Genomic DNA, 17,025 nt, shown 5'->3' on the forward strand with positions numbered 1-17,025 from the left:
AGCGGACTGCCGACTGCCGACACTCACGTCTGACCCGTTGCAAGGCCATCCTGATCGAGGTCGACTGCGGGTTTCCCTAGATGCGGGCGCGAGGGGACGTTCCGGAACACCGCGGCGGGCGGCCCGGGGGCCGCCCGCCGTGGGTCGTGCGTCAGGCTCCGGTGATCGCCCCCAGCCAGTCCTCCATGATCGCGGCCGTGGCGGCGGAGTCCTCCCGGACCATCGAGAGATGGTCGGCGTCGACCGTGCGGACGTGCGCCGACGGGATCAGCGGCTCCTGCGCCGCGCCGGCGGCCCCGCCGGTACCGAGCGCCTCGGACTCCGTGCCCAGCAGCTGCCGGTCGCACTGGATCATCAGGACGGGCGCGGTGGTCGGCTGCACCTCCAGCCGGTTGAGCAGGACCATCCAGCGGCCCATCGCCGAGAGCCGGGAGTTCGTCATCCGCACCGGCGACGCGTCACGGCCCGCGAAGTTGAGCCGCATCATGCCCGCGTAGTCGACGCCCTCGTCGCTGTTGTGCTGGATGCTGAGGGTGTCCAGCAGGACCACGGCCTCCGGCCGGATGCCCCAGGTGCTCTCCAGCAGCCCGGCGGCCGCGTAGGCGAACGAGCCCCCGGAGGAGTGCCCGACGAGGACGAACGGGGCGCCGTCGCTCGCGCGCAGCGCGCTCTCCGCGATCACCCGCGTGGCGCTCTCGGGCGTCGCCGGCAGCCGCTCACCGGTGGCGAAGCCGATCAGCGGCAGCGCCGACACGTCCCGCCGGCCCCGGAAGTGCGCGGCGAGCCGCGCGTACTGGTGGACGCCGCCGTTGGCGGTGGGCGCGCTCACGCAGATCAGCTTCGGCCCGTCCGGGCCCTCGGCGAGGGTCGCCGGCAGCGGCAGGTCCTCCAGCTCGGCCGTCGCCTCGAACGTCGGGCGCAGCGCCGCGACGGTCGCCAGCATCTTCTGGGCCTCCGGCATCTTGCCGTTGGTCATCGCGTCGAGGAACAGCCGCTCCAGCGAGTCGATCTCCGGCTCGCCGGACGGGATCCGCAGCCCCTCCCCCTCCGGGGTGCCGTCCGGGCCGGGCTGCGAGGCGAGCTCGCTGCGCAGCCAGACGGCCAGGTCGGCGGGCGTCTTGCTGTCGAAGACGAGCGTCGCGGGCAGCCGCAGCCCGGTCGCGGAGCTGAGCCGGTTGCGGAGCTCGACGGAGGTCAGGGAGTCGAAGCCCAGCTCGTAGAAGTCGCGCCGCTCGCCGATCTCCTCGACGGAGGCGTGGCCGAGGACGGCCGCCGCCTCGGTGCGGACGAGGTCGACGACGTGCCGCACGCGGTCGGCCTCCGCCATCTCCAGCAGCCGCCGGGTGAACGAGGCGGGCGTGCCCGAGCCGCCCGAGGCGGTCGCGGCGGCACGCCGGCCGCCCTTGACCAGGCCCCGGAACAGCGGCGGGACGTCGCCGACGGGCCGCATGCTCCCGGCGGCCAGACCCAGCGGCACCACGAGCGGCTCGTCGGAGCCGAGGGACGAGAAGAACAGGTGGAGGCCCTGTTCGACCGTCAGGGGCGGCATGCCGCCGCTCTGCATCCGCTGGACGTCGGCCTCGCTGAGCTTGCTGGTCATACCGGCGTCCTGGGCCCACGGGCCCCACGCCAGCGACATCCCGGCGAGGCCCCGGTCCCGGCGATGCCGGGCGAGCAGGTCCAGGAAGACGTTGGCGGCGGCGTAGTTGCCCTGGCCGGGGCTGCCCATGGTGCCCGCGACGGACGAGAAGGTGATGAAGGCGGCGAGGTCGAGGCCCTCGGTGAGCTCGTGGAGGTGCCACGCGGCGTCGACCTTCGGGCGCAGGACGCCCGAGAGCCGGTCCGGGGTCAGCGAGGTGATCACGCCGTCGTCGAGGACACCGGCCGTGTGGATCACGGCGGTCAGCGGACGGGCGGCCGGGACCGCCGCGAGCAGCTCGCGGGCCGCCTCGCGGTCCGCCGTGTCGCAGGCCACGACGGTGGGCTCCGCGCCCAGCGCCCGCAGTTCCTCGGCCAGTTCCGCCGCGCCGGGCGCGGCCGGGCCGCGCCGGCTGGTCAGCAGCAGGTGTCGGACGCCCGAGGCGGCGAGCCGCCGGGCGAGGTGCCCGCCCAGGGCGCCCGTGCCACCGGTGATGAGCACGGTCCCGTCGGCGGGCCAGGGCACCTGGGCGGCGGCCGGGGTCGGGGCCGGGGCCTCGGTGGCGGGCAGCTGGGCCAGGCGGCCCACCCGCACCTCGCCGCCGCGCACGACGAACTGGGCGTCCCCGCTGGCCAGCAGCCCCGGCAGGACCGGGAGCAGCGCGGCCGGGTCGGCGCCGGCGTCCAGGTCGAGGAGGACGAACCGGTCGGGGTGCTCCGCGTGCGCCGAGCGCACCAGGCCCCAGACCGTACCGGCGGCCAGGTCCGTGACGGCGTCGTCCGCACCGGCGGAGACGGCACCACGGGTGACGAAGACGAGCCGGGAGGCGGCGTACCGGTCGTCGGCCAGCCACTGCTGGAGGAGCCGGAGGACCTGGCCGGTCAGGGCGTGGACGGCGGCGGGGAGGTCGTCAGGCGCGTCGCCGCCGGTGGCGGTGCCGGAGAGGTGGACGAGGACCAGGTCCTCGCCGCCCTCGACGCCCGCCAGGGACACGGTCCCGTCGGCGCCCGTGCCGAGCGTCACCGACCGCACGCTGCGGTCGGCGCGCACCTCGGGCGCCGGGACCCAGTCCACCCGGAACAGCGGATCACGTCCCCGGGCAGCGGAAACCTCCGCCGAAGGAGCGCTCAGCGTCAGGGATTCCGCTGACAGAACGGGCGCGCCATCGGCGTCGACCGCCGCGAGGGACACGGTGTCCTCACCGGTGCGGGCGATCCGGGCGCGCAGCACGGAGGCACCGGCGGCGTGCAGGGACACCCCGCTCCAGGCGGCGGCCTGCGGGATGACGTCCTCGTCACCGGTGCCCGCGAAGGCGGCGGCGTGGGTGACCGCGTCGAGCAGCGCCGGGTGCAGCCCGAAGTACCGGGCGTCGTCGGCGGAGTCACCGGGCAGCCCGGCCTCGGCGAACACCTCGTCACCGCGGACCCAGACCGCCCGCAGCCCCTGGAAGACGGGGCCGTAGTGCGTGGCGTCGTAGAAACCGTCCAGGTCGACGGCGGCGGCGCCGGTGGGCGGCCAGGTGGAGGCGTCGAAGTCCGCGACCCGCTCGCCGGAGGCGAGGACGCCGGTGGCGTGCTCGGTCCACGGCTGGTCGAGCGCGTCCTCGGGCCGGGAGTGAACGCGGATCGGGCGGGCCCCTGCCTCGTCCGGCGCGCCGATCCACACCTGGAGCGCCAGCGCGGAGGCGTCGGTGAGCGCGAGCGGCGCGGTCACGGTCAGCGTCTCGACCCGGTCGCAGCCGACCTGGTCGCCCGCGCGCACCGCGATCTCCACGAACCCGGCGGCGGGCATGACGGCCGCACCGCCCACCGTGTGATCGGTGAGCCAGCCGTGCACCAGCAGCGAGAGCCGGCTCGTGAACAGCACCCCACCGGCTTCCGCGAGCGACACGGCGGCACCGAGGAGGGGGTGGTCCGCAGGGACCAGACCCGCCGACGTCACGTCACCGCTGAGAGCGGCGGGCCGGGGCCAGTAGCGCTCGTGCTGGAAGGCGTAGGTGGGGACGTCGACCTGACGGGCGGACGTACCGGCGAACCAGGCCGCCCAGTCGACGTCGACGCCGGCCACGTGGAGCTGGGCGAGGGCGGTGAGGAGAGCAGTCTCCTCGGGACGGTCCTTGCGCAGAGCCGGGACGGAGACCCTTGCCTCGGCGTCGTCCAGGGTGTGCTGGGCGAGGGCGGTGAGCACACCGTCGGGGCCGAGCTCCAGGAAGGCGGTAGCGCCTGCCTCGCTCAGCGCACGGACACCGTCGGAGAAACGCACGGCCTCACGAACATGCCGCACCCAGTACTCCGGGGTGGCCACGAGCTCCGCCGTAGCCAGCTCACCCGTCACATTCGAGATGAGAGGAATTGCCGGGGCCTGGAAGGACAAGCCTTCAATAGCCCGACGGAAATCGTCCAGCATCGGATCCATCAACGGCGAGTGGAACGCATGACTCACCGACAACCGCTGAGTCTTACGACCCTCGGCGGCAAAGCTCGCCGCGATGGCCAGAGCCACGCCCTCGTCACCGGCGATGACCACGGCCTCGGGGCCGTTGACAGCGGCGATCGAGACACCAGCGGTGAGACGAGGAACCACCTCGTCCTCGGACGCCTGCACAGCCACCATCGCACCACCAGCAGGCAGCGCATCCATCAACCGAGCACGCGCCGCGACGAGGGAACACGCATCCTCAAGAGAGAACACCCCCGCCACATGCGCGGCAGCGATCTCACCGATCGAATGCCCCGCCACGAAGTCCGGCCGCACTCCCCACGACTCGACCAGCCGGAAAAGCGCCACCTCAAGCGCGAAAAGCGCGGGCTGAGCGAAACCCGTCCCGTTCAACGCCTCCGCATCGGCACCGAACATCACCTCCCGCAGCGGACGCTCCAGCTCCGCGTCCAGCAGGGCCGCCGCCGCGTCGAAGGACTCCGCGAACACCGGGAACCGGGCGTACAGCTCCCGGCCCATCCCCAGCCGCTGCGAGCCCTGTCCGGAGAACAGCACCGCCAGCGACCGGTCAACAGCGACTCCGCGAGCCACCTCGTCCCCTGCCAGCAGCACGGCACGGTGGTCGAAGACCGACCGACCCGCCGCCAGCGAGAAGCCCACGTCAACAGGCTCAGCCGTCACGGAAGCCAGCCGCTCCACCTGCTCCGCCAGCGCGCTCTCGGACTTCGCCGACACCACCCACGGCACCAGCCCACCCGACGACGACACACCAGCGCCAGCATCAACAGCCTCGGGCGCCTGCTCCACAATCACATGCGCGTTCGTCCCACTGATGCCGAACGACGACACACCCGCACGCCACGCACGTCCCACCTCCGGCCACGACCGCGACTCCGTCAGCAGCTCCACCGCACCCGCCGACCAGTCCACGTGCGACGACGGCTCGTCGAGGTGGAGGGTCTTGGGCAGGACGCCGTGGCGCAGTGCCAGCACGGTCTTGATGACTCCGGCGACGCCCGCCGCCGCCTGGGCGTGGCCGATGTTGGACTTGAGCGAGCCGAGCAGCAGCGGACGGTCGGCCGGGCGGTCCTGGCCGTAGGTGGCGAGGAGGGCCTGGGCCTCGATGGGGTCGCCGAGCGGGGTGCCCGTGCCGTGGCCCTCGACCGCGTCGACGTCCGCCGCCTTCAGCCCGGCGTTGGCCAGGGCCTGGCGGATGACCCGCTGCTGGGACGGCCCGTTGGGGGCGGTGATGCCGTTGGACGCGCCGTCCTGGTTGACCGCCGATCCACGCACCACCGCCAGCACCGGGTGACCGTTGCGGCGGGCGTCACTCAGCCGCTCCAGGACGAGCATGCCGACGCCCTCGGACCACGCGGTGCCGTCGGCGGCGTCGGAGTAGGCCTTGCAGCGGCCGTCGGGGGCCAGGCCGCCCTGGACGGTGAAGCCGGCGAAGCTCGCCGGGGTCGTCATCACGGTGACACCGCCGGCCAGGGCCAGCGAGCACTCGCCGTCGCGCAGGGCCTGCGCGGCCCAGTGGAGGGCCACCAGCGAGGACGAGCACGCGGTGTCGAGCGTGGCGGCGGGGCCTTCCAGCCCGAAGGTGTAGGAGATCCGGCCGGAGATGACGCTGCTGGCGAGACCGGTGCCGGTGTGGCCGGCGACGTCCTCGCGGGAGTTGAGCACCAGCTGGGCGTAGTCCAGGCCGTTCGTGCCGACGTAGACGCCGGTCCGGCTGCCCTGGAGGCTCTCGGGGGCGATGCCGGCCCGCTCGAACGCCTCCCAGGACGTCTCCAGCAGCAACCGCTGCTGCGGGTCCATCGCCAGGGCCTCACGCGGCGAGATCCCGAAGAACCCGGCATCGAAACCGGCGACGCCTTCGAGGAAGCCGCCTTCCAGCGTGGCGCTGCGGCCGCGGCCACCGGGGCCGCCGGTGCGGAGGGTCTCCAGGTCCCAGCCGCGGTCGGCGGGGAAGGGGCTGATGCCGTCGCGTCCCTCGGAGACCAGGTTCCACAGGTCCTCCGGCGAGGTCACGCCGCCGGGCAGACGGCAGGCCATGCCGACGATCGCGATCGGGTCATCGGCGAGGGAGTACGTCTCCGACAGACCGCCGTCGGCGGTGCCGGGCTCGTCCCCTGTTCCGTCGGACAGCTCGGCGAGGAGGTGCTCGGCGAGTGCCGTGGACGTGGGGTAGTCGAAGACGGTGGTGGCCGACAGGTGGAGGCCCGTGGCGAGGTTGAGCCGGTTGGGCAGTTCGATCGCGGTCAGCGAGTCGAAGCCGAGGTCGCGGAACTTCCGGTCGGGTTCGACGGCCGCCGCGTCGGCGTGGCCGAGGACGGCCGCCACGTGCGTACGGACCATGGCGACCAACGGTGCGAGCCGCTCGTTCGCGGCCAGTCGCCGCAGCCGCTGCCGCAGGGCGAAGCCGGCCGACTCGCTCTCCTCACGCGAGACGGTGGGCTCCGTGCGGGCGGCGCGGATGCCCGGCAGGTCCCCGAGCAGGGCGCTGTCCCGTACGCCGAGGAGGGTGTCCAGGACGCGCGGCTGCTGGAGGTCGAGGAGGACGAGGCCGGGCTCGGGGCGGGTGACGGCCTGCCGTACGGCGGCGATCGCCAGGTCCGGGTGGACGGCGGGGTACGGCTGCTGGGGGTTCGTCAGCGGCTGTCCGACGTCCGACGGTTCGTCACCGATCCAGGCGCCCCAGGCCAGGGACGTCGCGGCGAGGCCCTCGGCGCGGCGCCGGACGGCCAGGGCGTCGAGGACCGCGTTGGCGGCGGCCAGGGTGGCGCGGCCCGCGCTGCCGACGGCGCCCGCGACGGACGAGAACAGGACGAAGGCGGCGAGGTCGTGGTCGCGCGTCAGCTCGTCCAGGTGGAGAGCGGCGGTGACCTTCGCGCGGTGGACGGCGGCGAAGCGTTCGGGGGTGAGGTCGGCCAGCAGGCCGTCGTCGACGACACCGGCCGCGTGCACCACGGCGGTCAGCGGCGCGTCCTCGGGGACGGCGGCGAGCACGGCCGCGAGCGCGTCGCGGTCGGCCGCGTCGCAGGCGGCGACGGTGACCCTCGCCCCCAGCTCGCGCAGCTCCGCCGCGAGTCCGGCGGCGCCGGGCGCCTCCTCGCCCCGGCGGCTGACCAGCAGGAGGTGGTGGGCGCCCGCCTCGGCGAGCCGGCGGGCGATCCGCCCGCCCCGGCCGCCGGTACCGCCGGTGATCAGTACGGTGCCCTTGGGCTCCCAGCCGTCGTCCGGCGCGCCCGCGGGGGCCTGCGCCAACCGGCGGCCGTACGCGGCGGAGGAGCGCACCGCGACCTGGTCCTCGCCGTCGGAACCGGCCAGGACGGCCGCGAGGCGGTGGGCGGTCCGGGGGTCGAGGTCCTCCGGCAGGTCGACGAGGCCGCCCCACTCCGCCGGGTACTCCAGGGCCGCGACCCGGCCCAGTCCCCAGACGCCCGCCTGTTGCGGGGCGGTGAGCCGGTCCGAGCGGCCGATGGAGACCGCGCCGCGCGTCACGCACCACAGCGGTGCCGTGACGTCCGCGTCGCGCAGGGCCTGGAGGAGGGCGGCGGTCGAGGCGACCGCGCCGCCGCCCTCACCGACGGCCTCCGTGAACGGCGCGAGCAGGGAGATCACGCCCGCGAAGGCCGTGCCGTCGGTGGCCTGTTCGCGTAGCAGCTCCGCCAGGGCCTCCCGGTCGGGGGCGCCTGGGGCGAGGTCGACGTCGAGGCGGATCGTGTCGGTGCCGACGGCCTCGGTCACGGTCGTCGTCCACGCGTCGTCGGCGGGGGCGAGGGCCGTGCGGGCCGGGGCGACGACGAGCCAGGTGCCCGCCGGGCGGCGGCCGGGCGCGCCGCCCGACAGCGGCTTCCACGCCTCGCGGAAGCGCACGGCGTCGAGCATGGCCTGGCCGCGCCGGTTGCGGCGCCAGGTGGACAGGGCGGGCAGGACGGCGCCGAGGGCCTCGGCGCTGACGTCGAGGTCGGCGGCGAGGCCGTCGACGTCGGGGTCCTCGCCCTCGACGACGGCCCAGAACCGCTGGTCGACCGGGTCGCCGGCGGCGGCCGCCGGGCCGGCCGCCGCGGGCCGGGGCCAGAAGCGCCGGCCCTGGAAGGCGTACGTGGGCAGCTCGACCCGCCGGGTGGCCGTGCCGTCGAACAGCGCGGCCCACTCGACGCCGACGCCCGCCGCGTACAGCGCGGCGACCGCCGTGACCAGCGTGGTCTCCTCGGGGCGGCCCTTGCGCAGGGCGGGCGCCACCACGGGGGCCGTGGCCCCGGTGCGTTCCGGCAGGGCGCGGTGGGCCAGGGCGGCGAGGATGCCGTCGGGGCCGAGGTCCAGGAAGGCTGTCGCGCCTTCGTCGGCGAGGGTACGGAGGCCGTCGGCGAAGCGTACGGCTTCCCGGACGTGGCTCACCCAGTAGTCCGCCGAGCGCAGCAGGCCCGGCGCGGCCACGCCGCCCGTGACGTTGGAGATCAGCGGAATGCGGGGTTCGCTGAACGTCAGGTCCTCGATGGCCCGGTGGAAGTCGTCCAGCATCGGGTCCATCAGCGGCGAGTGGAAGCCGTGGCTGACCGCCAGCCGCTGGGTCTTGCGGCCCTCTGCGGCCAGGCCCTCGGCGATCCGCAGAACGGCCGCTTCCTCACCGGCGATGACGACGGAGTCGGGGCCGTTGACGGCGGCGATGGACACGCCCGCGGTCAGCAGGGCCTCGGCCTCTGCCTCGGAGGCCTGGACGGCGACCATCGCGCCACCGGCGGGCAGTTCGCTCATCAACCGGGCGCGGGCACCGACGAGCTTGCACGCGTCCTCCAGCGAGAACACTCCCGCGACATGCGCCGCCGCGATCTCACCGATGGAGTGGCCGGTCACGAAGTCCGGGCGCACTCCCCAGGACTCCACCAGCCGGAACAGGGCCACTTCGAGGGCGAAGAGCGCGGGCTGGGTGAAACCGGTCTCGTCCAGCACGGCCGCGTCGTCCTCGAACATCACCTCGCGCAGGGGGCGTTCCAGCTCCGCGTCCAGCAGCGCCGTCACCGCGTCCAGCGCCGCCGCGAAGACCGGGAAACGGGCGTACAGCTCCCGGCCCATCCCCACGCGCTGCGAGCCCTGGCCGGAGAACACCACGGCCAGCGACCCGCCCGAGGCGGCGGTGCCGCGCGCCACCTCGGCCGTGCGGCCGTCGGCGTCCGTCAGCAGCACCGCGCGGTGGTCGAAGGACGACCGGCCGGCCGCCAGCGTGAAGCCGACCTCGGCGGGCGTCAGCTCCGGCCGCTCGGCCACCCAGGCGCGCAGCCGCTCCAGCTGGGCGTCCAGGGCGTCGGCCGACTTGGCCGAGACGGGCCACGGCACGGCCGTCATCGCGACGGGCCGGGTCTCCCCCTCGCCCGCCTCGGGCTTCGGCTCGGGCTCCGGGGCCTGCTCCAGGATCGTGTGGGCGTTGGTGCCGCTGATGCCGAACGCCGAGACGGCCGCCCGGCGGGGCCGGCCCGTCTCGGGCCAGGCCCGCTCCTCCGTGAGCAGCCGGACGTCACCGGCCGTCCAGTCGACGTGCGAGGAGGGCGTGCCGATGTGGAGGGACTTCGGGAGGGTCCCGTGGCGCATCGCCATGACCATCTTGATGACGCCCGCGACACCGGCGGCCGACTGGGTGTGGCCGATGTTGGACTTCACCGAACCGAGCAGCAGCGGCTGTCCTTCGGCGCGGCCCTGCCCGTAGGTGGCCAGCACGGCCTGGGCCTCGATCGGGTCGCCCAGCGTGGTGCCCGTGCCGTGCGCCTCCACGGCGTCGACGTCGGCCGTCGACAGCCCGGCGCTCGCCAGCGCCTGGCGGATGACGCGCTGCTGGGACGGGCCGTTGGGGGCGGTGAGGCCGTTGGAGGCGCCGTCCTGGTTGATGGCCGAGCCGCGCAGGACGGCCAGCACCTCGTGACCGTTGCGGCGGGCGTCGGAGAGCCGCTCCACGACGAGCATGCCGACGCCCTCGGACCAGCCGGTGCCGTCGGCCTCGTCCGAGAAGGCCTTGCAGCGGCCGTCCGTGGCGAGGCCGCCCTGGCGGGTGAAGCCCGGGAAGCCGACGGAGGTGGACATGATGGTGACACCGCCGGCCAGCGCCAGCGTGCACTCGCCCGAGCGCAGCGCCTGCGCGGCCCAGTGGAGGGCCACCAGCGAGGACGAGCACGCGGTGTCGAGGGTGACGGCCGGGCCCTCCAGGCCGAAGGTGTACGAGACGCGCCCGGAGACGACGCTCGCGGCGAGGCCGGTGCTGGTGTGGCCCTCGACGTCCTCGTCGGAGTTCATCACCAGCATCGTGTAGTCCTGGCCGCCGGTGCCGACGAAGACGCCGGTGCGGCTGCCGCGCAGCGAGGTGGGGGCGATCCCGGCGCGTTCGATGGCCTCCCAGGAGGTCTGGAGGAGGAGCCGCTGCTGCGGGTCCATGGCGAGGGCCTCGCGCGGGGAGATCCCGAAGAAGTCGGCGTCGAAGTCGGAGATGCCGTGGAGGAAGCCGCCCCGCGAGGTGGCGCTGCGGCCCCGGCCGCCGTCCCGGTCGTCGCCGCCCAGCAGGGTGTCGAGGTCCCAGTCGCGGTCGGTGGGGAAGTCGGAGATGCCCTCGCGGCCCTCGGCGACGAGCCGCCACAGGTCCTCCGGCGAGTTCACGCCGCCCGGCAGCCGGCAGGCCATGCCGACGATGACGATCGGGTCGTCGGCGGTGTCGAGGGCGGTGGCGCCGGTGCGCGCGGGCACGTCGGCGGTGTCCTGCTCGTCCAGCAGCAGGGCCAGCAGGTGTTCGCCGAGCGCGGTGGGGGTGGGGTAGTCGAAGACCAGGGTCGCGGAGAGGCGCAGGCCGGTGGCGGTGCTCAGCCGGTTGCGGAGCTCGACGGCGGTCAGCGAGTCGAAGCCCAGGTCGTGGAATTCGCGCCGGTCGTCGACGGCCTTGGCGGAGGCGTGGCCGAGGACGGCGGCCGCCTCGGCCCGGACGAGGTCCACGACGAAGCGGAGGCGCTCGTCCTCGCGCAGCTCCCCCAGCCGGCGGGTGAGCACGGCGGCCGTGCCCGCGCCCGCGGCGGTGGTCGCGGCGGCGCGCCGGGTGGTCTTGACGAGGCCGCGCAGGACGGGCGGGACCGGTCCGGCCACCCGGACGGGGCCGGAGACGGCGCCGATGGCGACGAGGTGGGCGGCGTCGCAGATCCCGGCGGCGTCGAACAGCGCCAGGCCCTGCTCGACGGTCAGGGGCGGCACGCCGGACGAGGCGATGCGCTGCATGTCGGCCTCGGACAGGGTGCCCGTCATGCCGGTCGACTGCGTCCACGCGCCCCACGACAGTGACTGGGCGGCGAGGCCCAGGGCCGTACGGTGGCGGGCGAGGGTGTCGAGGAAGACGTTGCCCGCGGCGTAGTTGCCCTGGCCGGCGGCGCCCGTGACGCCGGCGATCGACGAGAAGAGGACGAAGGCGGCGAGGTCGAGGTCCTTGGTGAGCTCGTGGAGGTGCCAGGCCGCGTCCACCTTCGGGGTCATGACGGAGGCGAGCCGCTCCGGGGTCAGCCAGGCGACGACGCCGTCGTCGAGGACCCCCGCCGTGTGGATCACCGCGGTCAGCGGGCGCTCGGCGGGGACCGCGGCCAGCACGGCGGCGAGCGCGTCGCGGTCGGCCACGTCGCAGGCGGCGACGGTGACGTGGGCGCCTGCGGCGGTCAGCTCGTCGCGGAGCTCCGCCGCGCCCGGGGCCTCCGGGCCGCTCCGGCTGACCAGCAGCAGGTGTTTCACGCCGCGTTCGGCGACGAGGTGGCGGGCCAGTTCACCGCCGAGGCCACCGGTGCCGCCGGTGATGAGGACGGTGCCGTCGGGGTTCCAGGCGCGGGGCATGGTGAGGACGATCTTGCCGATGTGGCGGGCCTGGCTCATGTGGCGGAAGGCCTCGCGTGCCCGGCGGACGTCCCAGGTGGCGACGGGCAGCGGCCGCAGCGCGCCGTCGGCGAACAGCCCGAGGAGCTCGGCCAGCATCTCCCGGATGCGGTCCGGGCCGGCCTCGGCGAGGTCGAAGGCCCGGTACGCCACCTCGGCACCGTCGATCCCGGTCACGGAGCGGGGGTCGCGGATGTCGGTCTTGCCCATCTCCAGGAAGTGGCCACCGGGGGCCACGAGGCGGAGGGAGGCGTCCACGAACTCGCCGGCCAGGGCGTTGAGGACGACGTCGACGCCGCGTCCGCCCGTGGTCGCGAGAAAGCGCTGCTCGAAGTCGGTGGTCCGGGAGGAGGCGATGTGGTCGTCGGGGACGCCCAGTTCCCGGAGGGTGTCCCACTTGCCCTCACTGGCGGTGGCGAACACCTCGGCGCCCAGGTGCCGGGCCAGCTGGATCGCGGCCATGCCGACGCCGCCGGCGCCCGCGTGGACGAGGACCGACTGCCCGGCCCGCAGCCCGGCGAGGTCCTTCAGGGCGTAGAGGGCGGTGAGGAACACCAGCGGCACCGACGCCGCCTCCGCCGCCGTCCACTCCTCCGGCACCCGCGCCAGGAACCGCTCGTCGACGACGGCCAGGGTGCCGAAGCCGCCGGGCACCATGCCCATGACCCGGTCGCCGACGCCCACGCCGGTCACCCCGGGCCCGGTCTCGACGACGACACCGGCGGCCTCGGCGCCCAGCAGCCCCGCCTCACCGGGGTACATGCCCAGGGCGTTCAGCACGTCGCGGAAGTTCACACCGGCGGCCTGGACCTCGACCCGGACCTGTCCGGGCGCGAGGGGCGCCAGGGTCTCGGGGCAGGGGGTCAGCAGCAGTCCGTCCAGGCTGCCCTTGGCTGCCGTGTCCAGCCGCCACGGGACCCCGGCGGGCGGCAGCAGACCGGCGCCCGCGCCCAGGTGGGCGAGCCGGCCCACGCGCACGAGGCCGTCGCGCACGACGAACTGGGCGTCGTCCGTGGCGAGCAGAGCCGGCAGGGCGGGCAGGAGCGAGGGGAGGTCGGCGGCCTCGTCGAGGTCGAGGAGGACGAGCCGCCCGGGGTGCTCCGACTGCGCCGAGCGCACCAGACCCCACACGGCACTCGCGGCGGGATCCGCCACGGCCTCGCCCTCGTCGGCCGACATGGCGTTACGGGTGACGAAGACGAGGCGGGAGCGCTCGGAGTGGCGCTGGGTGAGCCAGTCGTGGAGCAGGTGGAGGACACGGTTCGTCAGGGCGTGGGCGGCGGCGGGGACGTCGTCGGTGCGGTCGGCACCGGTGACACCGGAGAGGTGGACGAGGACCAGATCCTCGTCGCCCTCGAGGTCGGCCAGGGTGGCGACGGTCGCGCCGACGCCCAGCTCGTCGGTGCCCAGCGATACGGCCTTGGCGTCCGTGGTCAGGTCCACGTCCGGGGCGGGTATCCAGTCGAGCGACAGGAGCGCGTCGTGCTCGGCGCTGCGCGCGGCGGCGGCCGGGGACACGGCGGAGGACCGGGCACGGAAGGCCAGCGTCTCCACCGACAGCACCGGGGCGCCCTCGACGTCGACGGCCGCGATGGACACCGACTCGTCACCGGTGCGCGCCACCCGGGCCCGCACCACGGACGCCCCGCCGGCGTGCAGGGACACACCGCTCCAGCCGAAGGGCATCAGCAGGTGGTGCTCGTCACCCACCCCGGCGAAGCCGTGGGCGTGCAGCACCGCGTCCAGCAGGGCCGGGTGAAGGCCGAAGGCACCGGCGTCCCCGGCGGCGTCGGCGGGCAGCGCGGCCTCGACGAACACCTCGCCCTCGCGCAGCCACACCGACCGCAGCCCCTGGAAGACGGGCCCGTACTCGGTCCGCCCGTAGAACTCCTCGAGGTCGACGACCACCGCGTTCTGCGGCGGCCAGACGGTCGCGTCGAAGGCGGCGACCCGCTCGCCCGTCGCCAGAGTGCCCGTGGCGTGCTCGGTCCACGGCCGGCCGGGGGCGTCGTCCGGACGGGAGTGGACGGTCACGGTACGGGCGCCGGCCTCGTCGGGCGCGCCGACCAGCACCTGGATCAGGACCGCGCCCTCCTCGGGCAGCACCAGCGGCGCGAGGAGCGTGAACTCCTCCACCCGGTCGCACCCCACCTGGTCCCCGGCGCGCAGGGCCAGCTCCAGGAACCCGGTGCCGGGGAACAAGGCCCTGTCGCCCAGCACGTGGTCGGCCAGCCACGGGTGCGTACGCAGCGACAGCTTGCCGGTGAACAGCACCTCCTCGGAGTCCGCGAGGGCGAGCGTGGCACCGAGCAGCGGATGCCCGGCGGGCATCAGCCCGGCACCGCTGACGTCGCCGGTGAGGGCGGCGGGCCGGGGCCAGTAGCGCTCGTGCTGGAAGGCGTAGGTGGGGACGTCGACCTGACGGGCGGACGTACCGGCGAACCAGGCCGCCCAGTCGACCTCGACGCCGGACACGTGGAGCTGGGCGAGGGCAGTGAGGAGAGCGGTCTCCTCGGGACGGTCCTTGCGCAGAGCCGGGACGGAGACGCTCGACTCGGCATCGTCGAGGGTGTGCTGGGCCAGAGCGGTGAGCACACCGTCGGGGCCGAGCTCCAGGAAGGCGGTAGCGCCTGCCTCGCTCAGCGCCCGGACACCGTCGGAGAAACGGACGGCTTCACGAACGTGCCGCACCCAGTACTCGGGAGTCGCGACGAGCTCGGACGTAGCCAGCTCACCCGTCACATTCGAGACGAGGGGAATGGTGGGGGCCTGGAAGGACAAGCCCTCGATGGCCCGACGGAAATCGTCCAGCATCGGATCCATCAACGGCGAGTGGAACGCGTGGCTGACGGAAAGCCGCTGGGTCTTGCGGCCCTCGGAAGCGAAACCCGCCGCGATCGCCAGGGCCGCGTCCTCGTCACCGGCGATGACGACAGCCGTCGGACCGTTGACGGCCGCGATGGACACGCCCTCGACCAGCCGTACCGCGACCTCGTCCTCGGACGCCTGGACGGCGACCATCGCACCGCCGGAAGGCAGCGCGTTCATCAACCGAGCACGAGCCGCGACGAGGGAACACGCATCCTCAAGGGAGAACACCCCCGCCACATGCGCGGCCGCGATCTCACCGATCGAATGACCGGCCACGAAGTCCGGACGCACTCCCCACGACTCCACCAGCCTGTAGAGCGCCACTTCGAGTGCGAAAAGCGCAGGCTGAGCGAAACCCGTCCCGTTCAACGCCTCCGCATCGTCGCCGAACATGACGTCCCGCAGCCCGTCGAAACGAGCCGCAATCTCGTCCAGCGCCTCCGCGAACACCGGGAACCGGGCGTACAGCTCCCGGCCCATCCCCAGCCGCTGCGAACCCTGACCCGAGAACAGGAACGCCGGCTTTCCGTCGACGTCCCCGGTGACACCGCGCGCGATCTCATGGGCCTCGTCGGCGCCCGCCAGGAGCACGGCGCGGTGGGCGAGGTGGGAACGGCCGGTGGCCAGCGAGTAGCCGATGTCCGCCGGGGAGTCCGTGCCCACCAGGGCCGTGATCCGCTCCAGTTGTGCCGCCAGGGCGGCCTCGGTCTTCCCGGATACCGGCCAGGGCACGACGGCCGGCGACGGTGCCTCGGGGGCCGGGGCCGGCTCTTCGGCGGGCTCGTCCGCCGGGGCCTGCTCGACGATGACGTGCGCGTTCGTGCCGCTGATGCCGAACGACGAGACGCCCGCGCGCCACGGCCGGTCCACCTCCGGCCACGCCCGGGCGTCCGTCAGCAGTTCCACCGCGCCCGCCGACCAGTCGACGTGGGTGGAGGGCTGGTCGACGTGCAGCGTCTTCGGCAGGACGCCGTGCCGCATCGCCATGACCATCTTGATGATTCCGGCGACGCCTGCGGCGGCCTGCGTGTGCCCGATGTTGGACTTCACCGAGCCCAGCCACAGCGGCCGGTCCGCGTCCCGCTCGCGCCCGTACGTGGCCAGGAGCGCCTGCGCCTCGATCGGGTCACCCAGCGTCGTACCCGTGCCGTGCGCCTCCACCGCGTCCACGTCGGCCGTCGACAGGCCGGCGCTCGCCAGCGCCTGGCGGATCACCCGCTGCTGCGACGGGCCGTTCGGCGCCGTCAGGCCGCTCGACGCGCCGTCCTGGTTCACCGCGGACCCACGTATCACGCCCAGGATCCGGTGCCCGTTGCGCCGGGCGTCCGACAGCCGCTCCAGGACGAGCACGCCGACGCCCTCCGACCAGCCCGTGCCGTCGGCACCGTCCGCGAACGCCTTGCAGCGGCCGTCCGCCGCCAGGCCGCCCTGGCGGCTGAAGCCCGCGAAACCCATCGGCGTCGACAGGACCGTCACACCGCCGGCGAGCGCCAGCGAGCACTCCTCGTTGCGCAGCGCGTGGGAGGCGAGGTGGAGGGCGACGAGCGACGACGAGCACGCCGTGTCGACCGTCACCGCCGGGCCCTCCAGCCCGAAGGTGTACGAGACGCGCCCGGAGAGGACACTGCCGGCGAGGCTGGTGCCGCCGTGGCCCTCCACGTCCTCCTGCGAGTTCATCACGACGCCCGCGTAGTCGACGCCGTTGGTGCCGACGAAGACGCCCGTCCTGCTGCCCCGGAGAGAGGCCGGGGCGATGCCCGCGCGCTCGATCGCCTCCCAGGACGCCTCCAGCAGCAGCCGCTGCTGCGGGTCCATCGTCACGGCCTCGCGCGGCGATATGCCGAAGAAGTCGGCGTCGAAGCCGGCAGCGTCGACGAAGCCGCCTTCGGCGGTGACGCTGGTGCCGTCACCGCCGTCGCCCGTCAGGGCCTCGAGGTTCCACCCACGGTCGGTCGGGAAGGGCGTGATGCCGTCACGTCCTTCGTGCAGCATCCGCCAGAGGTCCTCCGGGGACCGAACCCCGCCCGGCAGCCGGCAGGACATGCCCACGATGGCGATGGGCTCCTGCTTTCCGGCCTCGACTTCCAGCAGCCGTTGGCGGGTCTGGTGCAGATCCGCCGTGACCCACTTGAGGTAGTCAACGAGCTTGCTGTCGTTCGACATTGCGTGGAACCTTCCGTGTGAAG

Annotated in this window: 1 pseudogene; it reads right to left on the reverse strand. The window is 74.4% G+C overall.

The window, feature by feature from the left end:
* Positions 1-151 precede the first annotated feature (151 nt).
* Positions 152-16,960: pseudogene (locus tag IE096_RS08165) on the reverse strand (type I polyketide synthase); the annotation flags it as partial.
* Positions 16,961-17,025: the final 65 nt, after the last annotated feature.

This window comes from Streptomyces abikoensis (assembly GCF_014648775.1).
GTDB lineage: Bacteria > Actinomycetota > Actinomycetes > Streptomycetales > Streptomycetaceae > Streptomyces > Streptomyces abikoensis.